This window comes from Psychrobacillus sp. NPDC096623, from assembly GCF_044762655.1.
GTDB lineage: Bacteria > Bacillota > Bacilli > Bacillales_A > Planococcaceae > Psychrobacillus.
Genome location: NZ_JBIWER010000002.1, coordinates 920,501 through 942,576, shown reverse-complemented (window position 1 = coordinate 942,576; position 22,076 = coordinate 920,501). Strand labels below are relative to the sequence as shown.

The 22,076-nt window shown below is 34.0% G+C and carries 24 protein-coding genes; 22 read left to right on the top strand and 2 right to left on the bottom strand.

The window, feature by feature from the left end:
- The first annotated feature begins 188 nt into the window (after nt 1-188).
- The 10 genes from ACIQX2_RS09460 to ACIQX2_RS09415 all read left to right on the top strand — a co-directional run bounded on the left by ACIQX2_RS09460 (nt 189) and on the right by ACIQX2_RS09415 (nt 7,705).
- Nucleotides 189-548 (top strand): DUF7674 family protein, encoded by a 360-nt coding sequence (locus ACIQX2_RS09460; RefSeq protein WP_402849068.1) that lies wholly within the window; start codon nt 189-191, stop codon nt 546-548.
- A 113-nt stretch (nt 549-661) separates the two neighbouring features.
- Entirely contained in the window at nt 662-1,141 is a 480-nt protein-coding gene (locus tag ACIQX2_RS09455; protein ID WP_402849065.1) for a hypothetical protein, read from the top strand.
- 253 nt (nt 1,142-1,394) lie between these two features.
- Complete coding sequence (locus tag ACIQX2_RS09450) at nt 1,395-1,583, top strand: hypothetical protein (RefSeq protein WP_402849062.1); 189 nt, start codon at nt 1,395-1,397, stop codon at nt 1,581-1,583.
- 536 nt (nt 1,584-2,119) lie between these two features.
- The gene (locus ACIQX2_RS09445; protein ID WP_402849059.1) at nt 2,120-2,614 is read left to right on the top strand and encodes a hypothetical protein; all 495 of its coding nucleotides are present in this window, start codon (nt 2,120-2,122) and stop codon (nt 2,612-2,614) included.
- A 126-nt stretch (nt 2,615-2,740) separates the two neighbouring features.
- The gene (locus ACIQX2_RS09440; protein ID WP_402849056.1) at nt 2,741-2,860 is read left to right on the top strand and encodes an SOS response-associated peptidase family protein; all 120 of its coding nucleotides are present in this window, start codon (nt 2,741-2,743) and stop codon (nt 2,858-2,860) included.
- A gap of 408 nt (nt 2,861-3,268) precedes the next feature.
- Nucleotides 3,269-3,763, top strand: a complete 495-nt coding sequence (locus tag ACIQX2_RS09435; RefSeq protein ID WP_402849053.1) for an RNA polymerase sigma factor — start codon at nt 3,269-3,271, stop codon at nt 3,761-3,763.
- Nucleotides 3,750-4,409, top strand: a complete 660-nt coding sequence (locus tag ACIQX2_RS09430) for a zf-HC2 domain-containing protein (RefSeq protein WP_402849050.1) — start codon at nt 3,750-3,752, stop codon at nt 4,407-4,409. Before ACIQX2_RS09435 ends, ACIQX2_RS09430 begins: the two co-directional genes overlap by 14 nt.
- Nucleotide 4,410: 1 nt before the next feature.
- Entirely contained in the window at nt 4,411-6,468 is a 2,058-nt protein-coding gene (locus tag ACIQX2_RS09425) for a hypothetical protein (RefSeq protein ID WP_402849047.1), read from the top strand.
- 1 nt (nt 6,469) lies between these two features.
- Nucleotides 6,470-7,090 carry an ATP-binding cassette domain-containing protein gene (locus ACIQX2_RS09420; protein ID WP_402849045.1) on the top strand — a complete coding sequence of 207 codons (621 nt, stop codon included), beginning with the start codon at nt 6,470-6,472 and terminating at the stop codon, nt 7,088-7,090.
- Nucleotides 7,091-7,342: 252 nt separating this feature from the next.
- Nucleotides 7,343-7,705 carry a YciI family protein gene (locus ACIQX2_RS09415; RefSeq protein ID WP_402849042.1) on the top strand — a complete coding sequence of 121 codons (363 nt, stop codon included), beginning with the start codon at nt 7,343-7,345 and terminating at the stop codon, nt 7,703-7,705.
- A 673-nt stretch (nt 7,706-8,378) separates the two neighbouring features.
- On the opposite strand, the gene ACIQX2_RS09410 is transcribed toward ACIQX2_RS09415, so the two are convergent.
- Complete coding sequence (locus ACIQX2_RS09410; protein ID WP_402849039.1) at nt 8,379-9,806, bottom strand: GntP family permease; 1,428 nt, start codon at nt 9,804-9,806, stop codon at nt 8,379-8,381.
- Between the two features lie 895 nt (nt 9,807-10,701).
- Here ACIQX2_RS09410 and ACIQX2_RS09405 point away from each other — a divergent pair.
- The 5 genes from ACIQX2_RS09405 to ACIQX2_RS09385 all read left to right on the top strand — a co-directional run bounded on the left by ACIQX2_RS09405 (nt 10,702) and on the right by ACIQX2_RS09385 (nt 14,788).
- Nucleotides 10,702-11,988, top strand: a complete 1,287-nt coding sequence (locus ACIQX2_RS09405) for a GntP family permease (RefSeq protein ID WP_402849037.1) — start codon at nt 10,702-10,704, stop codon at nt 11,986-11,988.
- A gap of 40 nt (nt 11,989-12,028) precedes the next feature.
- Complete coding sequence (locus tag ACIQX2_RS09400; RefSeq protein WP_402849034.1) at nt 12,029-12,805, top strand: 3-hydroxybutyrate dehydrogenase; 777 nt, start codon at nt 12,029-12,031, stop codon at nt 12,803-12,805.
- Between the two features lie 364 nt (nt 12,806-13,169).
- Nucleotides 13,170-13,661, top strand: a complete 492-nt coding sequence (locus tag ACIQX2_RS09395; RefSeq protein ID WP_402849031.1) for a DUF2716 domain-containing protein — start codon at nt 13,170-13,172, stop codon at nt 13,659-13,661.
- Between the two features lie 82 nt (nt 13,662-13,743).
- Nucleotides 13,744-14,082 carry a hypothetical protein gene (locus ACIQX2_RS09390; RefSeq protein WP_402849028.1) on the top strand — a complete coding sequence of 113 codons (339 nt, stop codon included), beginning with the start codon at nt 13,744-13,746 and terminating at the stop codon, nt 14,080-14,082.
- 148 nt (nt 14,083-14,230) lie between these two features.
- Nucleotides 14,231-14,788, top strand: coding sequence for a GNAT family N-acetyltransferase (locus ACIQX2_RS09385; RefSeq protein ID WP_402849025.1), 558 nt, complete (start codon nt 14,231-14,233; stop codon nt 14,786-14,788).
- A gap of 366 nt (nt 14,789-15,154) precedes the next feature.
- Here the strand turns inward: ACIQX2_RS09385 and ACIQX2_RS09380 are convergent, their stop codons facing one another.
- The gene (locus ACIQX2_RS09380) at nt 15,155-15,367 is read right to left on the bottom strand and encodes a metal ABC transporter solute-binding protein, Zn/Mn family (RefSeq protein WP_402849022.1); all 213 of its coding nucleotides are present in this window, start codon (nt 15,365-15,367) and stop codon (nt 15,155-15,157) included.
- A 452-nt stretch (nt 15,368-15,819) separates the two neighbouring features.
- On the opposite strand from ACIQX2_RS09380, the gene ACIQX2_RS09375 reads away from it, so the two are divergent.
- The 7 genes from ACIQX2_RS09375 (at nt 15,820) to ACIQX2_RS09345 (ending at nt 21,882) form a co-directional block, all read left to right on the top strand.
- Nucleotides 15,820-17,007 (top strand): GTP-binding protein, encoded by a 1,188-nt coding sequence (locus tag ACIQX2_RS09375; RefSeq protein WP_402849019.1) that lies wholly within the window; start codon nt 15,820-15,822, stop codon nt 17,005-17,007.
- A 146-nt stretch (nt 17,008-17,153) separates the two neighbouring features.
- On the top strand, nt 17,154-17,318 hold the full coding sequence (gene rpmG, locus ACIQX2_RS09370) for a 50S ribosomal protein L33 (protein WP_402849016.1): 165 nt from the start codon (nt 17,154-17,156) through the stop codon (nt 17,316-17,318).
- A 113-nt stretch (nt 17,319-17,431) separates the two neighbouring features.
- Nucleotides 17,432-18,151 (top strand): ZinT family metal-binding protein, encoded by a 720-nt coding sequence (locus ACIQX2_RS09365; protein ID WP_402849013.1) that lies wholly within the window; start codon nt 17,432-17,434, stop codon nt 18,149-18,151.
- Between the two features lie 642 nt (nt 18,152-18,793).
- Nucleotides 18,794-19,801 (top strand): DUF2268 domain-containing putative Zn-dependent protease, encoded by a 1,008-nt coding sequence (locus tag ACIQX2_RS09360; protein WP_402849011.1) that lies wholly within the window; start codon nt 18,794-18,796, stop codon nt 19,799-19,801.
- A 258-nt stretch (nt 19,802-20,059) separates the two neighbouring features.
- Nucleotides 20,060-20,908 (top strand): collagenase, encoded by an 849-nt coding sequence (locus ACIQX2_RS09355; RefSeq protein WP_402849008.1) that lies wholly within the window; start codon nt 20,060-20,062, stop codon nt 20,906-20,908.
- A gap of 66 nt (nt 20,909-20,974) precedes the next feature.
- The gene (locus tag ACIQX2_RS09350) at nt 20,975-21,145 is read left to right on the top strand and encodes a hypothetical protein (RefSeq protein ID WP_402849005.1); all 171 of its coding nucleotides are present in this window, start codon (nt 20,975-20,977) and stop codon (nt 21,143-21,145) included.
- A gap of 212 nt (nt 21,146-21,357) precedes the next feature.
- Nucleotides 21,358-21,882 carry a GNAT family N-acetyltransferase gene (locus ACIQX2_RS09345; RefSeq protein WP_402849002.1) on the top strand — a complete coding sequence of 175 codons (525 nt, stop codon included), beginning with the start codon at nt 21,358-21,360 and terminating at the stop codon, nt 21,880-21,882.
- The last annotated feature ends 194 nt before the right edge of the window (nt 21,883-22,076 follow it).

The following is a 22,076-nucleotide window of genomic DNA, read 5'->3' as shown; positions in this document are numbered from 1 at the left end:
GAAGATGATAAAGGTTTTTTTAGTATTTTAGAGGAATTAGTAAGAGAATAAATGAATTCTGGATTAGTATTCTAATTCAACTAACGGGTGCTTTACTTCAAGAAGGAGTAAAGCCTTTTTATTGAAGTAATGCAGCAGGTTAGTTGAACAAGCAATTATTATAAAGACGTTCAGGAACAGGAGATAAAATGGAATATAAAGACTTAGCAATACACTTTACAGAAGAATTTGAAGAGTATAAGCGTTACTTACAAGAACATATTGAATTTAATGGCGAAATCTTAAATCATGTCTTCTTCGGTGAATGCAGCAATTATTTTATTGAACTCATTGGAAAAGAGAAGGATATACCAAAGATAAAGGAATTATTTGATTATCTTGAACTGATGGCAACTTCAGGAGATGATGATGTTAAAGAATTACTAAGCGTTACTATACTTGCACAACTTGGAGACTCTAAAAAGATATTAAAAAATGCTTATAAGTATATGGGTTCAGAGACAAGGAAAGCCTCAAATGAAATTGAAAGGTTTTGGGGTAGAAATTAAACTAACGGGTGCTTTACTTCAAGATGGGGTAAAGCCTTTTTTCTTATTGAACAAAAGCAGCAGGTTAGTTGAAAGGGTTAAGCATATTAAGATAATTAAGGGGTGTGTAGGGAATGGCAAAAGAAATTATTAATGTTGATTTCATTATGAAAACGTATGATACAAGTAAAATGGACTTGTGGACTAAAGAACAATGGAAGGAATGGGTTGGTGAACCAGAGGATCATACAGGAATTCAAATATTGTTGATTAATGACAATAAGCTTTATTTGAAAGTAATGTTAATTTCTTTTAACGAAGAAACAGGAAACATGATTTTTGATTTTGATACACAAAATAAACTTGATCGAGATATAAATATTCAATTCGGCAGATGGGAAATTGATGAAAGTATTAATAATTTATCTCATGAAAAGCCTCAATATATGGAGAAACGTTCTGTAGTAAGAAGTTTTCAAAGGTTTGTAAAGCGTACTCATTTGGAAAGTTGGGATACGATAACAATTGAAATAAGTATTCTCGATGCAGAAACGAATTTAAGCATTAGAGAATTAGAATTTCAAATAAAAAAGCGTTTCATCCAGGTTTTTTAGTGAAATGTAATTCAACTAACGGGTGCTTTACTTCAAGAGGGGGTAAAGTCTTTTTTCTTATTGAACTAAAGGGGCAGGTTAGTTGAATAACTACATAAGTAAATTACAGTGAGTCAGACTAGGAATCGATTGAAAACAATTTATATATCTTAATTTAAAAATACTGATAATTGAAACTATTCATAGCTATAAAACGTATATTAATGTACTGAGTAACGATGGAAGTAATGACTGAAATGAAGGGGGGTAAAGTATGCATTGGGTGATGTGGATTATTTGGGGTTCCATAGCAGCATTAATTTTAGGTAGTTATCTAGTGGATGTTTTGACTCGAAGGAAATATAACTTAAATAAACAGGAAAAGACTTTAAACCAGAATTCAGCTGAAGCAGATGCTCTTCGAGAAGTGGAACGGTTTAACAATCAAAGTGGAACGCTTTAAATAATGCACGGATTTGGTAATTTAACTAACGGGTGCTTTAGTTTAACAAGACCGTCATTTAGATGGTCTATTTTTTTATCCAAAACTTCAAGTAGATCTTAGACATCCATTGTGAAATGTTACACTTAAACTAACGGGGCAGGTTAGTTGAACAAAAGAAACGCTGTATCCGAATAAATAAAATGTTACAATTAATGAAAAATAATACAGTTTTTTTTAAAGGGGAAATTAATCAATGGGATGGTTAATTATTATCGTTATTGCATATCTACCAATTGTTTATCGAATCCATAAACGTTTAGATTATTTAGAGAAAGAGGTCAAACGGTTAAATGGTAAGAATGGTGTTTTTTAACTAACGGGTGCTTTACTTCAAGAAGGGGTAAAGCCTTTTTTTTTAGGGGCAGGTTAGTTGAATGCCCTACGTAAGAGTTTAGCATCTACAAGTAATGCCACTCCGCAAAGTAAACATCTTTGCAGGATGGCGTTTTTATTCTAATTAATGTATCTTAATTATTTCTGGGGGGAAATACGTTATGACAGATTCAATAATAGACAAAGCTAAACACATTTTAGGATATATTCCGATTGGCCTAGACACAGCCAAAGATTGGAAGGAACAAAATTTCGATTACTTTTTTAAATATTTTGCCGATCCTAATCAAGAAACTAGAAAATATTCACTACTTGTTTTTGCGGCGGGACTCGAGAATTGGATCATAGAATCCGCAACAATTTTTACTCCTTATAATGAAATTTCTCCAGATTATATTTTTGAAGATTATATAAAATCTTTTATAAGTAATAAAGAATCTATAAAAACTGATTTTCCTGCTTTGTATAATCACATGATAATCTGTCTGCTTGAATTAAATGAGCGGAAAAAGTTTAATTCTATCGCTGGAATTACTAGTGATTCCTTATTGAATGACCTGCAAATACTGCTAAGAGAAACAGATAAAAATTCCCTTAAGTATCTTGCATTTGATGAAGTATTGACAGAAATAAGTGAAAAAGAAAGTTTTAAATAGTTGGAAGTAACATAAAGATAAAAAGACTTTCTTAATTTTGGTAACGGAAATGAAGTTTTTTATTTAAGTGTTTATATTTTTTAGCTAGATTTTCGTTTTATTAAGTTATAAAAAGGTGGGATTATTGTGTGTGGTCGTTTTACGTTATTTGCAGATTATGAACAGTTCTTAGAGCGTTTTGATATAGATGCAGCATTCGAAGAATCCGACTACTCCCCTAACTTTAATGTAGCACCGAGTTTGTGAAGAGTTACACTTAAACTAACGGGTGCTTTAGTTAAACAAGACCATCTTTTCGATGGTCTATTTTTTTATCCGAAACATCAAGTAAATCTCAGAAACACATTGTGAAATGTTACACTTAAACTAAAGGGGCAGTTTAGTTGAAGAAGGTTGCGTTTTACTCCCTCTTATATTGAATTTTTTACCGATAGTAGTTTCTATCGGTTTTTTTGATAATTAATAGAATATATAAAAATACTTAGTAGTTATCCATAATAATTTCACCTTTCCACTTCATAGTGATTATTGCAGTAGGGGTTGGCTTTTTTTTTGTTTTTAGTAGCTAATAAAGTGCCAAGCAGAAAAAAATTCAAGTATTTTTGTAACGTAATTAACTTCCAAGAGTTATATAAGTATAAGGGGGGAAAAGAGGTGGACTTTGAGGAAATCTATCGCGAATACTTTCAGGAAGTGTATTTGTATATTAAATCATTAAGTCGCGATGAGAGTATAGCTGAAGAAATTACGCAAGAGGCATTTTTTAAAGCCTTAAAATCAATTGAAAAATTTGATGGTTCAAAAGATATTAGAGCGTGGCTTTTTACAATTGCAAAAAACACATATTTCTCTCACTACAAAAGAAAAAAGTTGCTAATAGATTTAGATGTTAGAGAAGAACCAAGTACAGGAGTTCAACTTGTAAAGCATTTGATGAATGAAGAAGATGCATTTGCTGTTCATCAGTTTCTTCACTTGATGGGTGAGCCATATAAGGAAGTCTTTTCGCTTCGCACTTTTGGCGAACTACCATTTGAGAAAATAGGGAGGCTATTTGGAAAAAGCGCAGGGTGGGCAAGGATAACCTTTTACAGGGCAAGGAAGCAAATTATGGAGTATATGGAGGGAATGAACCATGAAAGAGATTAAATGCACAATCATTCAAGATGTTTTACCTCTTTATATTGACGAAGTAGTTAGTCAAGATACAAAAGAAATGGTAGACGAGCATTTACAGTATTGTGATAAGTGTCAAAAGGAATACGAGTCCATGAAACGTGATCTTTATATTCCAGTAGAAAATACAGACTCTCTTTTTAATAATATCAGTAAAAAATGGCGTAAGAAAAAAGTGGTGATTTCAATTGTTTCTACTTTAGTAACGGCAATAATTTTATTAGTAGCGTTTTTGTGTATTTTTTATTATAAAACAGTTATTCCTTATTCGGAAGATTTAATTAAAATTGAAAGACAAAATAATAATCAATTGGTTTCCCGTTATTATGGTGAAAGCTATGCAGGAGTTAACGGAACGCATCCTATTCCACTTGAAATTGATGGAGAGAAAAAGAATGTGAGTTTTATTTATTACACAAAAACATTTGCCGATTCGCCTTCAAGGAACCTTATTAATGATGAAAAAAGTCTTAATGAACAAGAATATATCTTTCAACTACCTGAAAGTGAAAAAGTTGATGCTGTGTATTATGTGGATTTTGATGTAAAGAAAATCTCTGCTGAAAAAGATTCTTGGGAATCAATTATAGAACGCGCTGTATTGATTTGGGAGAAATAATATGACAAAAGTAAAAACGATTATTGCCTTTTTTATTTTTCTGTCTGGTTTTTTGTTTATTGGAGAAAGTTATACGTTTTTTCTTGAGAATTTTCAAGAAAAGTATGTGCAGGTTGGCTATTATTTAGAAACTGGTGATTCAGAGGAAGAGATGCGTACCACCATCTTAGAAAAAGCAAATGAATTTAATGCGAATGTTTTTACTATTAGTAAAAAAGACGGTGGTGCATTTTCAAGGGAAATCACGATATATGGGGATGAGACGATACAAAATATGATGAAGAAAGACTGGGGCATTGAACCAGGGACTATTTCTTCGTTCTTCTCAGGAAAAACAACATTCATATTTAAGCCATTTGAGGAAGCAACAGAAAAAGAATTACAAAATTGTTGGTACATCGGCCAATCCCCTGAATATCTTGATAAAATGCTATTTCCTGACATGGTACAGTATTCCGGCAATTTCAGGAATGATCCTATGCCCGAAGTTTCTGAGAATGTCGTAGCGACAGTTTGGTTGTTGATGACTATAACAATTATACTGCTTACTTATTATGACACGATTTATAGTAAAAAAGAGCAAATGGTCAGAATCGTTTTTGGCTCGGATTCTAATCGGCTAAAAATCAAAAAAATAACGTCTGATACGATTGGCTATTCAATTGCTGCAACAGCAGCTCTAACCTTATTATTACCATTTACTAATTCATACTTTAGATGGAATGTGTCTATTATCGGATTATTAGCTTTGCTCGTAGGAAATGCTATTGTTATTACAATCGGTATGAGAATTGGACAACATTTCCAAATAAAATCTATCGCTTCTACTAAAAAAGCGTTACATTTTAGTATTGCCATTAAGGGATTCATTTCAATATTAACGATTCTCATATTATCTGTAACTCTATCGCTGTCAATCGAAGGAGTTAAACTTTATACCCAAAAGAATTACTATTCTTCACAAATGGATAGAATTCATGTAGATATTTCCTACCCATATGAGTATGAAAAAATGGAAGACCCACCAAATGGACAATTTGAAAACAAGATACCACTTAATACGAGTGATCAACTTAAGGATAATTTTATGCGGTACAGTTACCTTGAACTTGATTTTTCACTAATGAGCTATAATTCATTTGAAAACGTGTCGCCTAAATGGGGTGATAGATATGTATTCGCTAATTTATCTGGTTTAAAACCATACAATGAAATGATTCCAGCTTGGGAAACAATAAATAAAAAAGAAGGAAATTATATCTTGATTCCTGAAGATGCAAATCAATCAGAGATTATCGAAGAAATTATGGGTGTCAGTAATTTGCTTGGACTAAATAATCAAAATTTAGAAGGCGTATTCACTTATAAAGAAGGCCTCTCTGTAATAGCAGAAGGGTATTTAGATGATGAATTTGACTATTCATATAATATTAAGAATCCAATAATCATATTAGATACTTACAACTATGGAGCATTGCCACTATATCCTGTTAGTTATCAATTAAAAGAAGCTGAAGACCTTGATGGGATTATCGCAAATGATTTTTACTTTCTATCTCAATTTGTCAGTCTAAAAAATGAAAAAGAGAAATTAAGTGAATTTACTCAAGCCATTTCAGGTGAAGCAATCAATCCTTCCCTAATTGAATTTAATATTATCGATATTGGTGACTGGTATGATGGTCTTTGGGCTCTTCAAAACAGAAGTCTGTTAATCGCAATAATTTTGACCTTACTTACACTTATTTTGGAAGTTCAAATCTCAAGTCTCTCACTACGAATTGCGTATGAATCGAATGCTCGAGAGCTAACAATTAAAAAAGTAATGGGTTATACGTTAGTTGAGCGATTCAAATCGTTTTTCTTATTAACTTGTGGGATATGTGGATTATCCTTAGTTGGAGCCTTATTCTTCAAAGTCTTTTTGGGAATTGGTATGCTTGGCTATTTAGCTTGGGGAAGTATAATTGTATTTTTATTAGACGTGAGTATTCTTGTCTACTTAACTCGAAAAAATGATAACTTACAAATTCAAAGAGTATTGAAAGGAGGAATTTAATTTGAGGGAAACGCTAATTGAATTACAAAATACCAAAAAATATTTTGGTGATAAAGTACTGTTCGATAATTTAAACTTAAAGATCGACGCTGGTGAATTTGTTATCATAACTGGTGAAAGTGGCTGTGGGAAAACGACACTACTGAATATGATTGGCGGCTTAGAGCCAGTATCAGATGGAAAAATTATTGTCGATGGATTAGAGATCACGAATGCAAAAAACCTTAAAAAATATTATCGAGATACAGTAGGATTTGTTTTTCAAAATTTTGCGTTAGTGGAACAGAAAACAGTTGAGGAAAACTTACTTATGGTTCACCCAAAAGGACGATCTAATGTAACTCTTGAAGAAGCATTGCATTCTGTTGGTATGAAGAATACATTACAGCAAAAAGTTTATTCCCTCTCTGGCGGTGAACAACAACGCATTGCACTTGCCAGGCTACGGTTAAAAAATTGTAAGCTTATTTTAGCAGATGAGCCTACAGGTTCACTTGATCGAAACAACGGGCGATTAGTAATGGATATTCTTCACCAACTCAACAACGAGGGAAAAACGGTGTTGATGGTTACACATGATGAAACTTTGATTCAAGAGAGCGACATGATTATAAGATTATAAAAAGCTTTATCGGGTCAGTTCATGAATAAAACAGTTTGTGAAGGAATGTACTAAAACTAACGGGTGCTTTAGTTAAAGACCCAGGGTTGCATTTAGCAGCTCTTTTTTCTCCTTCAACTACAGGGGCAGGATAGCTGAAGAAGGAATCTCTGTTCAGATGTGGAATAATACAAAAAGGTAAGAAATTTTAGCTATAAAAGCTTCAAGAACATAGGGATAAAGGATAAATAGCCGAAGGAAGGATTAAAATCAATGAAATTTATGATGGTTGTGAAGGCTTCAAAGGATACTGAAGCAGGGACAATGCCAAAAGAGCAGATGGATCAAATGTTTGCTGCGATGAAGAAATACAATGAAGAACTAAAGAAAGCTGGAGTTCTGCTGTCAGTCGGTGGACTCCATCCAAGCTCTAAAGGTATTCGTATTAGTTACCCTGTTCCGGGGGAACCACCGACCATTACAGAGGGTCCTTTCGCTGAAGTCAATGAGTTGATTGCAGGATACTGGTTCATAGATGTGAAGTCGCGCAAGGAAGCGATCGAGTGGGCGATGCGTGCGCCAGACCCGCATGGTCTTGGAGAAGGACAGATTGAGCTTCGCCAGGTATTCGAATAGACAAATAAGCTGAACATTGGATTAACAATGATTCCATTGAAGTGGTTCTAATCATTCATAAAGCTAGGGTAGGCCATGGAATTATGGGGAAATTGACAGAATCACACAAAGACAAGGGGTGAAGTTATGAAATTTCTGCTCACATCTGCATGCATCAATAACAAAAGCATACACGACGCGCTGATTGACAACATGTAGGGCAAGCCCATTGCTGACTCCAACGCCCTCTGCAAAAGAATTGATTTTCGACGATATCCAGTTTTTAATGAAGCCATTCTTTAAATGAACCTGAAAAGTGTGTCAACTGTACATAAATCTTATTTAACTAACGGGTGCTTTAGTAAACAATTGATGGGGTTGCCATAGGTAACTCTTTTTCTTATTGAACTAACGCAGCAGGTTAGTTGAACAAGGAATTCGAAGAGGATTGGAGAAATTAACTAATAAATTGAGGAGGTAGGATAGTGAAAATTCTATTTTGGGTTCATGAATAGGCTGGCTTATATGGGGGGTTTTTACGAATGATTATTCTCCAAATGGATATGGTTTGTTTTTATCAGGTCTTATTTAAGGTTTTTTAATAGGCAGTCAGCCAAAACACTTGTTTGTCAACCTCGTAAAACAAAGAATCCTATTCACAAATTCTGAATAGGATTCTTTCTATAGAAATACGTTATAATATGCCAAACATAGTATAGATTGCGATAACGACAAACACTGCAAGTGTCTTAATCATTGTAATCATAAATATATCTTTATAGGACTGTTTATGTGTTAAACCTGAAACAGCGAGTAGTGTGATCACTGCACCGTTATGAGGTAAAGTATCCATTCCACCTGAAGCCATTGAGACAACTCTGTGCATTACTTCGGGAGAAATATTAGCAGCGGCAATCGCCTCGTTGAATTTATCTCCCATGGCATTTAATGCAATCCCCATACCACCTGAAGCAGATCCTGTTATACCCGCAAGTGTACTTGTTGTAACAGCTCCGTTAACGAGTGGATTTGTAAAGGCACCTGAGATTCCGTCACTGATTTTTGCGAACCCAGGGAGGACAGCTATAATACCGCCAAACCCAAATTCAGATCCTGTATTCATAACTGCAAGCAAGGAACCGGCAATACTTTTGTTTAGACCTTCTTTAATACCACTCGTAACCTTCTTCCAATCATAGAGCAATGCTGTAATAATCCCTACTACTAATGCAATTTCAACAGACCAAATGGCAGCATTGGCAGCTACATCGATTGAATAATCATTCAAGCCGATTGAAGAGAAATCAAATCCATTTGGATACCACTTTGGAATTGCTTTTGTTAAATAGTTATTCATAACAGCTACAAGAGCAAGTGGTACAAAAGCTAAAATCTGCCGAAGAACTGAAATATTTGCACTTAATGAAGTAGCTATATCTTGCTCTGTTTCCTCATTAATTGGCTTATCTTCACCAGGTAATCCGTAATAGCCCTCTCCATTTATCTTAGCTTTTTTCTTTCTGAATTCAAGATAGGATAGCCCAACTCCTAAGACAATGATAGCCCCAATAATTCCAAGAATTGGTGCTGCATAGATGTCAGTCCCGAAATATCTTGTAGGAATAACGTTTTGAATTTGTGGCGTACCTGGTAATGCGTCCATTGTAAAAGTAAAAGCACCCAGTGCGATAGTAGCCGGCATTAAACGCTTCGGAATATCTGCTTGTTTGAACAATTGAACGGCAAACGGATAAATTGCGAATACCGCAACGAATAGGCTAACGCCACTGTATGTCAAAATTGCACCAAGTAAAACAATCGTCAACATTGCTTGCTTAGCTCCAATCAAGCGAACAATCGTCTTGGCAATCGACTCTGCGATTCCAGACATCTCAATAATTTTCCCGAAAATAGCTCCTAATAGGAAGACAGGGAAATAGTTCTTAATGAATCCAACCATTTTTTCCATGAACACGCCGGAATAGAAAGGCAAAATATTGACAGGATCAATAATCGCCACTGCTAGAAGTGCGAATATCGGTGCAAATAATATAACTGAGTAACCACGATAAGCTGTATACATTAAACCCCCGAGGGCTAGTAGAATTATTAAGAAATCCATTCATATTCCTCCTTTACTTAATATCTCGATTTCAAAACAAATATAACGCTTTGTCACATTACTGTCAAACAATGAATTTTCAAAGCCTTAAAAGTAATTAGTAATAATAAAGCCCCATCCTGTAGGAAATAGGGAACAGAGACCTAAATTTCGGACGAATTTTATTGGACTTTTGTGAATTAGAAATTCTGGAAATGTATAATGAACCCCCTGAATAGAGTATAATTTTTCGCGCGAGAGGTAAGGTCTTTTCCAGTTGGTATTTACGAATTACTTCATTGATGACTACGTACTTTCACGTGAACCTACTTACGTTTTTTTCGCCTACCTTTAGAGCTCCATCTCGCTACTTTAGTAATTCAATTAATACTTGTAAATAACAAATACGAGCCGCTGATATATTCTTTGTATTAGATTGACCTATGCTTCCTTTACCTCGGTCCTCATCTAAAAAACTATTTTCTATGTATTGGGTAGAGTTCTTCTCCAACGGTTTAAAACACTTTTAGCTTTTTAGAACGGAACATCATAAGGTAAAATCCATTTTCTATAGAAATTATTAGAAATAACCTTCCGTTCATACTAAGTATATTTTTATTATAAAGGGCTTGTTTCATAGGAAGAATCTCGAATAGGACATTTTTTTTTAGTGTCAACTATTCAGGGTGCAATTCAGTAGCATGAATATGTCACATTTATTGGATAAAACTATTTGTGTCTATTCTGAAACAACATTGTTGACATTCTGTGAAAATGGTTATAATATTAGCCTCGAGTTCAAGAGTATTGAATTCAAGATACTTGAACAAGAGGGAAGTGAATCCATAAGGCGGAGGATATTACCTATCAATACAGTTAATAATTTTATTTCAATATAGGAAAGGAGTGATTACAAGTGATAAGTATAATTATTGGCTTAGTAATGCTGATGGCTTTAGCTTATCTTGGGTGGTCCATCATTTGGGTAGCTCCAGTAGCTGCCGGAGTTGTAGCTTTAATTAGCGGATTAGATGTGTTTGACACATATACAGGACCCTACATGGAAGGTTTAGTTGGCTTCGTTAAGAACTGGTTCCCGATCTTCTTATTAGGTGCCGTATTCGGAAAATTAATGGAAACGACAGGGGCTGCAAAATCTGTAGCTAAAAAAGTAACACAATTAATAGGAAAAAAACGTGCCGTTTTAGGCGTTTTAATAGCTGCCGCAATATTAACTTATGGTGGCGTAAGCTTGTTCGTCGTAGTTTTTGCAATCTATCCGATTGCGCTTGAACTATTCCGTGAAGCAAATATCTCAAGGAAATTGCTTGTGCCAACATTTGCTCTTGGTGCATTTACGTTCACCATGACTTCTGTTCCAGGTACACCACAAATTCAAAACTTAATACCAATGGAATCTTTCGGAACAACACCAATGGCAAGTCCTATAATTGGGATTGTCACTACATTAATCATGGCAGTTGGAGGTTATCTCTGGTTAGCATATAGACAAAAGAAACTATCTGCTATAGGTGACGTTTTTACAGAACCTACAAATCAAGTAGTTACTGAAAAGACAGAGGATGAAAGAATTCCGAACTGGATGGTGTCACTACTTCCACTTCTAATTGTGGTTGTACTACTTAATGTAGTGAAGGTGGAAGCACTATGGTCTCTTTTAATAGGGGTTCTTAGCATTATGATCTTGAATGCGAAGGATTACAAACAGTTTATTCCTTCCGTAAATGATGGTGCAAAAGGTTCCGTAATGGCAATCCTTAATACGAGTGCTGCCGTTGGTTTCGGTGCCGTAATAGCAATTGTACCAGCTTTTGAAGACATTACTTCATGGCTGTTAAATATATCAGATAATCCCTTAATTGCTGAAGGTCTAGCCGTTCAAGTCATGGCCATCATTACTGGTTCTGCTTCTGGTGGTATGGGTATTGCCTTAGGTACGCTCGGTGATACATTTGTTGAGCTATCGCAAACAACAGGCATTAGCCCTGAGGTGTTCCATAGGATTGCATCAGTAGCATCTGGTGCATCGATTTTCCCTAATAATGGTGCCTTATTAACACTTGTTGCTGTTACTGGGTTAAGCCTTAAGTCTACGTATAAAGATGTTTTCGTGGTTGCATTCATCATACCGACCATCGCATTAATTGTCGGTATCATTATGGGTGCAATCGGCTTGGTATAATAAATTAAAACTAATATTATAAAAATTGGAGGAATTTAAAATGGTTGAAAATAAAGTCGTTATTATTACAGGTTCTGCACGTGGTATTGGATTTGAAATTGGGAAACACTTTGCTCAAGAAGGTGCGAAAGTTGTCCTTTCTGATATCAATGAAGAAGGTGTACAAGCATCCGCAGAAGAACTAAAAAAACTCGGATTTGAAGCGATTGGTGTTAAAGCTGACGTTACAAGTGAAACAGATCTTCAAAATTTAGTAACAGTAACGAAAGATACTTACGGTTCAGTAGATATTCTTATTAACAACGCGGGTCTACAACATGTATCACCTATTGAAGATTTCCCAACAGCCAAATTCGAATTGATGCAAAAAATTATGTTAACAGCACCTTTCATTCTTACAAAAACAGTATTCCCTATTATGAAAGAACAAGGATGGGGACGTATTATCAACGTCGCTTCCATTAATGGATTAATCGGATTTGCAGGAAAAGCGGCATACAATAGTGCGAAACACGGGGTTATTGGCTTAACAAAAGTTGCAGCCTTAGAAGGTGCTCTCCACGGTATTACGGTAAATGCACTTGCTCCAGGATATGTTGATACACCACTTGTTCGTGGACAAATTGCAGATTTAGCGAAAACTCGCGGTATCCCAGAAGAAGATGCACTTAATGAGGCGATTCTAAATATGGTACCACAAAAGAAATTATTAGACGTTAGCGAAATAGCAGACTACGCATTATTCTTAGCAAGCGATAAAGGGAAAAGTATTACTGGACAAGCAGTCGTTATTGATGGCGGTTACACAGCTCAATAATCTTACTACCAATCTTAGTAAATAAGCTATAATGTTAAACAAGATTTGGTGGTCTTGATATTTGGAAGAACGTAGTAGAACCCTACAAGAATACAAAACGCTCTGAGGCTGAGATAGCTCGGAGCGTTTTTAGATTTATTGGAATTTCTTTTAATACTTGGTGTTTAAATATAACTTAATAACCATATTTCTCGTCACTTTTTTAAGATTGTGAAATATTGAACTTAAACTAACGGGTGCTTTAGTTAAACAAGTGGCTGCCGGTAAGGGTTGCTTTTGCTTATTGAACTAACGCAGCAGGTTAGTTCAATAAGAAATGTTATAATGGACGCTATTAAAAGTGATTAAGGTGGTAATAATTCAAATGAAAAATTGGCTTAAACTATCCAATGCAGAGTATGAAAAAGTATGGAATAAAATATATGACGAATTGAAGTTTGAACCAAGCACTACTGATTTCCCTTCTTTTAAAGTACCATCACCTTTTATTACCTACGATGTCTCTCTATACTTTGGAGAATCTGAAGATTTGGATGCGTTTGTTGATTTAGAAGAAAAAGTATTACTTGTTTTTCAAGAAATTACGTCAAAAGATGAATATATTTATGCATTAGATTGGCAACATGAATGTTATTTGATAAATTCGCATTTAGACTTTCCCAAAAATGAATTCGATGAATGGACAGTACCGATTTTCCCAGATGGCGATTATTATTTCTTTTTTCATAAGGATTTTCAATGGGGATATTTAGGGCACCCTTGGGAAAGAACAATAACTGTTTTTGGAAAAGATTTGATAAAGATGTTTGAAAAGCATCGACCAAGAATGTTTCAAAAAATATTACGTCAGGGATAATACAACCTTATTCAACTAACGGGTGCTTTAGTAAATTTTTTCAAACCCTTGATATTAACATTAGAAAGAGGAAATCAAAAAGATGGATACAAATAAACTAAGAAAATGGGCAGAGAATTATTCTATTGAAAGTAATACCATCAAAGGCTTTTGGGTAATGTTTAATAAATATAAAGAGGAACAAAAAGAGGAGTTTCTTGAAGTGTTCGGTAAGGATTTCGATAAAAGTCAATTGTCAATTGTGATGAATCGACTTGGACTTTTTATTGATGCTTGGAATAAAGATGCTCATATGCAATACGGTTTTGATTACGTTACTTCATACATTCCAATTATTTATTTAGATAATCACATTGGAGAATACAAAATGCTTTTTAACCTAGATGGTGAATGCTTTGATGATTATTTTATTATTTTTTAAACAGAACCTTCTTCAACTAACGGGTGCTTTACTTCAAGAAGGAGTAAAGCTTTTTTCTTATTGAACTAACGCGGCAGGTTAGTTTAATAAGAAGGAGGAATAGACTACCTCTTTATAGAATTAGTATTTAATTAGTGGAGGGGATTAAATGAAGATTGAGAACATATATGGTGATTTACCTATCTTAGAAACAGAACGTCTTATACTTAGAAAAGTCACTTTAGAAGATATTGAAGATATGCATCTATACGGTTCAGACGAAGAAGTGTCTAAGTATGTAACTTGGAATACCCACGAAACAATATCCGATACAAAAGGTTTTGTTGAATTTGTATTGAACAAATATGAAAACAAGCAGGTTTCACCGTGGGGAATTGAATACAAGGAAAATGGAAAATTTATCGGGACAATCGATTTTGTTTGGTGGCAACCAAATCATAAGATTGCTGAAATCGGATATGTCATTTCTAAAGACTATTGGGGAAAAGGTTTAACTACTGAAGTAGCAAAGGAAATAATAAAATTCGGTTTTGTAGAAATGGATTTAGTTCGTATTCAAGCAAGGTGTGATGTAGAAAATATCGGTTCAGCAAGAGTAATGGAAAAAGCAGGAATGTCTTTTGAAGGGATAATTAGAAAAGGTATATTTGTAAAAGGGAAACATCGAGATTTAAAAATGTACTCTATCTTAAAAGAAGAGTTTTAATTATTTCACTGAAATTCGAACTTGAAGATAAAATTTCTTGTTCAACTAACGGGTGCTTTAGTTCAACAAGACCATCATTACGATGGTCTATTTTTTTATGTCCAAAACATTAAGTTGGTCTCAGATATGTATTGTGAAATGTTACACTTAAACTAAAGAAGCAGTTTAGTTGAATAAGAGGGCCTTGTTATTTCGTGCTTTTTTTGAGGGGTATAGGTCAAATAAAGATTCTTAATCTACCGATAAAGCGTTGAAAAAATAATTCGCACTTGATTACGATATGTGTAATCAAGTGCACTTTTTTATAGTTGGATATTGCAATTTTTAATAATAAAAAGCACCGCATTTTTTGCGGTGCTTTGATTTTTATTGGAGAATTGTTTCTAAAACTTCAAGATTCTTTTTCATCAAAGTGAAATAGGATTCACTATTATCGATGTCTTCTTGTGTCAGGATACCTAGATTATGCATTTCGACAGCTTCAGCATTGATTTCCTTTTGAACGATTTCTGTTAATTTGGAAGAAACGTTTTGTTCAAAAACGACATAATCAATATTTTTCTCTTTGGCGAGATTCACAATTTCCGTTAATTCTTTTTAAGAAGGTTCATCTTGGCTGTTCAATCCAGCAATTTCGACTTGTTCGAAACCATAAGTTTCAGCAATATGCCCAAATGAGCAAGGGATACGAAGAATGTCTTGCTTTCAACATTGTTTGATAAATCGGTGGATCGGAGCTGCCATGATCATGTCCCTCATCATTTCCATGGTCATCGTTGCTTTCTTCTTAAAGTGAGGCTTCTGTTTCTAGTTCTTCATCGGAAATCGAGTCTGCAGTGGAGATAAGTTGCACATCTTCTCCACTAAGGGTATTTTGAGCACTTTAGTACTTTGAAGTAGCTTAGAATTTCATATTATATTTTAGAGCTGACCATTGCAGTTTCATAAAAGGGCTTGCAATTTATTTTTAAACAATATATGATTTAAATCGTAATCATTACTATTTATAGAATAAAAAATGGAGGAAATGTATGAAGAAATCGATTCCGGTTACCGTTTTAAGTGGTTACCTAGGTGCAGGAAAAACTACGGTATTAAATCACTTATTGGCAAATAAAGAAGGGAAGAAAATAGCTGTTATCGTAAATGATATGAGTGAAATCAATATTGATTCACAACTCATTCAGAATGGCGGATTTACACGTACGGAAGAAAAACTAGTTGAACTGACAAATGGTTGTATCTGTTGTACACTTCGAGAAGATTTGATGATTGAAGTGGAAAAGCTCGCTAAGCAAGGAAATATTGATTATTTAGTTATTGAGTCAACAGGTATTTCTGAACCGATTCCCGTTGCGCAAACATTTACATATATCGATGAAGAAGTTGGTATAGATCTATCAAGATATTGTAGATTAGATTCCATGATAACAGTAGTAGATGCCTTCCGATTCTGGAGTGACTATGAAAGTGGAGAAACTCTCCTTGAACGTAAACAAACCGACGATGTTCTCGACATTCGGGATGTTTCGGATTTATTAATTGATCAAATTGAATTTGCAAATATATTACTGATTAGTAAAACGGATTTAGTAACACCTGAGTACATAAAGGCATTTAAATCCTTTTTAGTTAAAATGAATCCCGAGGCTACAATCATTTCAGTAGAAAATGGGGTAGTGTCACCTACAGAAATCCTAGACAGAGGTCTATTTAACTTCGAGAAAGCAAGTCAAGGAGCTGGATGGATTAAAGAATTAAATGAGGAACATGTTCCCGAGACAGAAGAGTATGGCATCACATCTTTTGTTTATAGAAGAAAACGCCCATTCCACCCAGAACGTTGGTACGCTTGGTTGAATACTTTTCCACAAGAAATTGTTCGATCCAAAGGATTCTTTTGGCTCGCAACTCGAAATAATATGGCAGGTTTACTTTCTCAAGCTGGTTCTTCACTTCAAATTCAGGCTGCTGGTCATTGGATTGCATCTCTGCCAAAATCTGAGCAAGAAATGATTTTTCAAGAAGATCCTTCTTTGAAATCAAGATGGGATGATGTTCATGGTGACCGACAAACAGAAATGGTATGGATAGGACTTGATATGAATCGGGATGAAATCGAGTCCCAGCTTGATGGATGTTTGATAACTGATGCAGAAATGGAAATTGACTGGACAAAGCTGTCCGATCCACTTCCTCCTTTTATTGAAGCAAATTAAAAATTAGGCAAGTTTTTATGCAACTTGCAGAAAGTGAACAGCTATCTATCTGTTTTTTGAAACCAATAGTTAATTATCCAACAAAGAAAAGTCAGTCATAGGGTTGTTAGATTTTTCACAACACACATAGGATTACTTGAAAAAATATGGAGGTGATACAAATGAGAGTAAATATTACATTGACCTGCACAGAGACAGGTGACCGAAATTACGTTACGAAGAAAAATAAACGAAATAATCCAGAACGTATTGAATTGAAGAAATATTGTCCACGATTAAGAAAAGTGACTTTGCATAGAGAAACAAAGTAAAAATTCTATTTATTATAAATGGTTCATGAATAGCCTAAATTTTTTCTTGACGTTTAAATGGTGTATTTTTATAAATACAAATAATAATTATTACTATTAAAGGAGTGTTAAAAATGAAAATTTCATTTGCAACAGGGCTAAGTGTATTAGCTATTAGTTCACTATTAGTAGGGTGTCAGACTTCAGAACCAGCTGAAGGCTCTTCTGAAAAACAAGAGAAAACATCTGAAAGTCATACACATGTAAGTGAAAGTAATCACGATCACGAACATAGACATTTACATGATGAAGAAACAAAAAAAATTTATGACGGTTTTTTTGAGGACAGCCAAGTGAGTGATCGTTCACTTTCTGATTGGGAAGGCGACTGGCAATCAGTATATCCATACTTACAGGATGGTACACTTGACGAGGTATTCGCTTACAAAGCGGAACAGGAAGATGCTATGACATCTGAAGAGTATAAAGAGTATTATAATAAAGGGTATCAAACAGATGTTGACCGAATCATGATTCAAAGTGATAATGTAACGTTCTTCAAAAAAGGAAAAGAAAATTCAGGTGAGTATGTCTATGATGGATATGAAATCCTAACATATGATGCGGGAAATAGAGGAGTAAGATACATATTTAAACTAGCAGAAAAAATTGATGGGCTTCCTCAATTTATTCAATTTAGTGATCATAGTATCAAACCGAATGAATCTGACCACTACCATTTGTATTGGGGTGACGACCGTAAGGCATTACTAGATGAAGTCACAAACTGGCCTACCTACTACCCATCAGAGATGGATGGACATGATATTGCACACGAAATGATGGAGCATTAAATTCTAAGAGTAATAAAGTTTTTATTTTGAAATAGTAGACTTGAAACTAAAATTTAGTTATTTTTCTTATTAAACTAACGGGTGCTTTACTTCATGAAGGAGTAAAGCCTTTTTTCTTATTGAACTAAAGGGGCAGGTTAGTTGAAGATTGAAATAATAAATACAATGGAAAAACACAACAGAAAGAAAGGTGTAATTGTATGTTCAAAAACAAAAAATATTGGATTCTTATGCCACCTTTTTTGATTCTAGCAATAGCTTTACTTACCTACACAGATAACTCTTCTTATGGATTTTTAGCAATAATTATTTTCTGGATTATTTATTACTCTTGGAATTATATCGAAAAGAAGAAACAGGCTAAAAAATGATGTCATTCAATTTATTAACGGGTGCTTTACTTCAAGAAGGAGTAAAGCCTTTTTTCTTATTGAACTAACGAAGAAGTTTAGTTCAATAGGAAGGTTTTATTGCGATTGTGTTGAATAAGTTAATATATGTAAATTTTGGACAAGAAGGGTGCTTTATTTTAAGTCTGACGGCACTTTTTTCTTGAGTTAACGAAGCTGTTTAGTGGAAGAAGAGTTTCATTGATATATAAATCCTTTTCTGCATCTTAGAAAAAGGACATGGAGGGATAGAATGAGACGTTTAATAAGATTATCAATTTTACTGTTACTTGTTTTTTTTATATCGGGTTGTATAGATGATGAAGAACAAAACAAAGGAATACAGGAAGAGAAACATGAGATAGTGGATGATAACAATACTTCTACAGAAACTACTTACCATTTTTCATATAAAGGGCAGGAGTTTAAAATTATTTCATTTTTCGATGAAGTGTTGAAATATGCAAGAACAATTAGTGAGAATCCTGAACTTGATAAAAAAGCTATCTATACAGAGTATGTATTAGAACCATTTAAAGAGCAATCCTCCCTTAGTGATATAACATTAGGCGACCCTCTATCACCATCTTGGGAAATAGAACAGTTAGAAAAAAAGACGAATGAACTACTTGAAAATCAAGAAGAAATTAATAAGTGGATAGAGGAAGCCCTATTGAAATCGGCAGAACTGTTGCCAGGTGAGGATACAAATGTTTATATTTTTCCAGTTAATCCTGAAGAATGGCATGTCATTAATACTGCTGGAGGGTTGAGTGGGCTTACTTATTCAGAAAATGATATTTTACTTAGGATTGACCCATCCGTTTCAGAAGAAATGGTTAAATATGCGGCGGCTCACGAATATCATCACACAGTTAATTTTTTGCATGATAGCATACCAATCGAGTATAACATTTTAGATTTAATCATTACAGAAGGTAAAGCAGAATTCTTTACTACTATTGTATACCCTGAAATAAGAGTCGGAGCCTTTTGGACAGAGCCTCTATCAAAGGATGCCGAGGCTAAGGTGTTAGAAGAATTAAGCGTAAATGGCGAATCTATGGATTTTATTATTTACAATAATTTGAATTACGGCAATTCACGTAAAGATATTCCGAGGTGGTCGAATTACAAAATAGGTTATCAAATCACTGAAAGTTTCATTGAAAACAATCCTGATATTTCCATATTGGAATGGACAAAAATGTATTCAAAGATAATCATTAAGGGTAGTAAATATAGTAATTTGCTCCAGTAGGAATTGAAATGTTCTAAGGTGAAAATTATTTTTGAGGGGACTTATATAAATAAGGGAAAAGTTAGTTTTATTCCCTTGTTCATTTAGCTGGTGCTTTACTTCAAGAAGGAGTAAATTTTTTTCTTATTGAACTAAAGCGGCAGTCTAGTTGAAGAAACAGGTTTATTTGATAGGACTACGAATTAGTTAATATAAGAGAAGATTTTCAGAAAGGATATTACGCATCATAATTAATAATAAACAGTAGGAGTGGATATTTTGACTAAAAAAATATTCTTTATATTAGTATTATTAATTGCTATTCTATTTGTGATTAAAGTAGGAGTAGATAAGTATAAAGAGAACATCCCTCAACTACTATCATCATTTATAGATTTAGAAAAAGTAGAGGAAGATAGAAAAGAGGAATTATTAGAAGGATATAATCACATAAATTTTGAGCATTTAACAATATATTATTTAGAATCGGATAAAGAATTATTACTTGCAACCAAAAATGCTCTTGATTATGGAATTAAGTTAAATCAACAAATTATTGGTAGTTATAATAAACCTTATGATGTAGTTATATTTAAAAATAATAATGAAATAGAGAGTTTTTCTGGTTTAGAATATTCTACCGGATTTAATTCGCCAAGCATGAATATGTTCGGAATATTACCCGAAAATAGAGAAGGTATTATTAAAAATGTAGGACCAACTGTCTGGTTATACAATAAAAATATTATGCATGAATATACTCATTATGTATTTACTCAGAAACTATCTGAATTAGAAATGAATGATAGCGATATACCCCTCTGGTTTTCAGAAGGAATAGCTGAATATATTGGCATGAATGGTATGGAAGTTCCCAACACATTATCTAAAATAGTGCCCTTAAACGAATTGACGACACATGAGCAATGGAATACCTATCGAACGGACCCTTTATACGATATATACTTACAATCCAATTTAGCCATTCAATTCATAATTAATGAGTATGGTAGCGATGTTATCAACAAAATATTAATTCAAACTCAAATTCAAAGGGAATTTGAAGTAGGCTTTCAAAACGTTACAGGACTAGATGTTTCTAATCTATCTAATAGTATTTATGAATGATGTGACCCATTGCCGCAATATTTAACTAACGCAGCAGGTTAGTTCAATAAGAAAAGGGGCAGAATAATGCGTTCTACTAAAATAATGTTACTTGGTATTGCAATAATGATTTTAGGTTTCTGGATACAAGAATATGGTGGAATATTGCGTGGTGGTATAGAGTTCTTTATTGTAACTGGTGGATTTGTAGTTACGTTAATCGGATTATTTCTAAAGGATAAGTCTGAAAAAGTATAGATAAAGTGCTCAATTAACGGGTGCTTTACATCAAGAGGGGTAAAGCCTTTTTCTTATTGAACTAAAGTGGCAGGTTAGTTTAACAAGAAGGTATTACTAAGTGGGACCGAATGATTAATTAAATGAGTAATTTTAGAAGAGAAATAGGTCTTAAACGCGGAGAAACTAAACAATTGTGAAAGTAGCTTGTCTTAGGAGAGGAGATAAAAAAAATGATTGAATTACGAAAGATAACCAGGGATAACATTGATGAAGTGATAGCACTTGAAGTTGGAGAAAACCAGAAAGAATTTATATTAGAAACTACTAACCTCAGATGCTTTGCAGACGCTCATGTGCTGAACGCAGACGGTATACCTGCGACTCCACTAGCCATTTATGCTGATGAAACTATAGTTGGATTTTCGATGTATATTTACGATACGATGGATCATGAATCATTTGAAAATGAAGTTTTTTATGGCAAGAAGAGTTATTTTATTTGGCATAATATGATTGATAAAAGTTACCAAGGAAAAGGATATGGCAAGCTTGCTTTTGAAAAAATGTTGATGGATATTGAAACTATGCCATATGGGGAAGCAGAATATGTAAACCTCTTTTATCATACAAGTAATGTCATAGCTAAAACATTATACTATTCAATTGGTTTTGTTGATACAGGCATCATTCAAAATAATTCGATGTTGGCGATTAAAAATCTAGATGGGAAAATTAGAGAATCATTATTTGAATAGGTTCTTTCCGAAAGAAATGTAAGCCAATTTAACTTAAAAATATGGATTCTAGGGATATTTTAGATAAAAAACTTTATTTCTAACCAACTTTAGGTAGCTGTTTTTCTTATTCAACTAACGGGTGCTTTAGTTAAACAAGTGGCTGTTTGTAAGGGTGGCTTTTTCTTATTGAACTAACGCGGCAGTTTAGTGTA

Bases quoted from the DNA above. Each gene is read 5' to 3' on its own strand.
- ACIQX2_RS09415 (WP_402849042.1), top strand. From the start codon at position 7,343: ATGAAATTTATGATGGTTGTGAAGGCTTCAAAGGATACTGAAGCAGGG.
- ACIQX2_RS09395 (WP_402849031.1), top strand. From the start codon at position 13,170: ATGAAAAATTGGCTTAAACTATCCAATGCAGAGTATGAAAAAGTATGG.
- ACIQX2_RS09350 (WP_402849005.1), top strand. From the start codon at position 20,975: ATGCGTTCTACTAAAATAATGTTACTTGGTATTGCAATAATGATTTTA.
- ACIQX2_RS09445 (WP_402849059.1), top strand. From the start codon at position 2,120: ATGACAGATTCAATAATAGACAAAGCTAAACACATTTTAGGATATATT.
- ACIQX2_RS09425 (WP_402849047.1), top strand. From the start codon at position 4,411: ATGACAAAAGTAAAAACGATTATTGCCTTTTTTATTTTTCTGTCTGGT.
- ACIQX2_RS09360 (WP_402849011.1), top strand. From the start codon at position 18,794: ATGAGACGTTTAATAAGATTATCAATTTTACTGTTACTTGTTTTTTTT.
- ACIQX2_RS09345 (WP_402849002.1), top strand. From the start codon at position 21,358: ATGATTGAATTACGAAAGATAACCAGGGATAACATTGATGAAGTGATA.
- ACIQX2_RS09410 (WP_402849039.1), bottom strand. From the start codon at position 9,806: ATGGATTTCTTAATAATTCTACTAGCCCTCGGGGGTTTAATGTATACA.
- ACIQX2_RS09460 (WP_402849068.1), top strand. From the start codon at position 189: ATGGAATATAAAGACTTAGCAATACACTTTACAGAAGAATTTGAAGAG.
- ACIQX2_RS09365 (WP_402849013.1), top strand. From the start codon at position 17,432: ATGAAAATTTCATTTGCAACAGGGCTAAGTGTATTAGCTATTAGTTCA.
- ACIQX2_RS09450 (WP_402849062.1), top strand. From the start codon at position 1,395: ATGCATTGGGTGATGTGGATTATTTGGGGTTCCATAGCAGCATTAATT.
- ACIQX2_RS09430 (WP_402849050.1), top strand. From the start codon at position 3,750: ATGAAAGAGATTAAATGCACAATCATTCAAGATGTTTTACCTCTTTAT.
- ACIQX2_RS09390 (WP_402849028.1), top strand. From the start codon at position 13,744: ATGGATACAAATAAACTAAGAAAATGGGCAGAGAATTATTCTATTGAA.
- ACIQX2_RS09455 (WP_402849065.1), top strand. From the start codon at position 662: ATGGCAAAAGAAATTATTAATGTTGATTTCATTATGAAAACGTATGAT.
- ACIQX2_RS09375 (WP_402849019.1), top strand. From the start codon at position 15,820: ATGAAGAAATCGATTCCGGTTACCGTTTTAAGTGGTTACCTAGGTGCA.
- ACIQX2_RS09400 (WP_402849034.1), top strand. From the start codon at position 12,029: ATGGTTGAAAATAAAGTCGTTATTATTACAGGTTCTGCACGTGGTATT.
- ACIQX2_RS09385 (WP_402849025.1), top strand. From the start codon at position 14,231: ATGAAGATTGAGAACATATATGGTGATTTACCTATCTTAGAAACAGAA.
- rpmG (WP_402849016.1), top strand. From the start codon at position 17,154: ATGGAGGTGATACAAATGAGAGTAAATATTACATTGACCTGCACAGAG.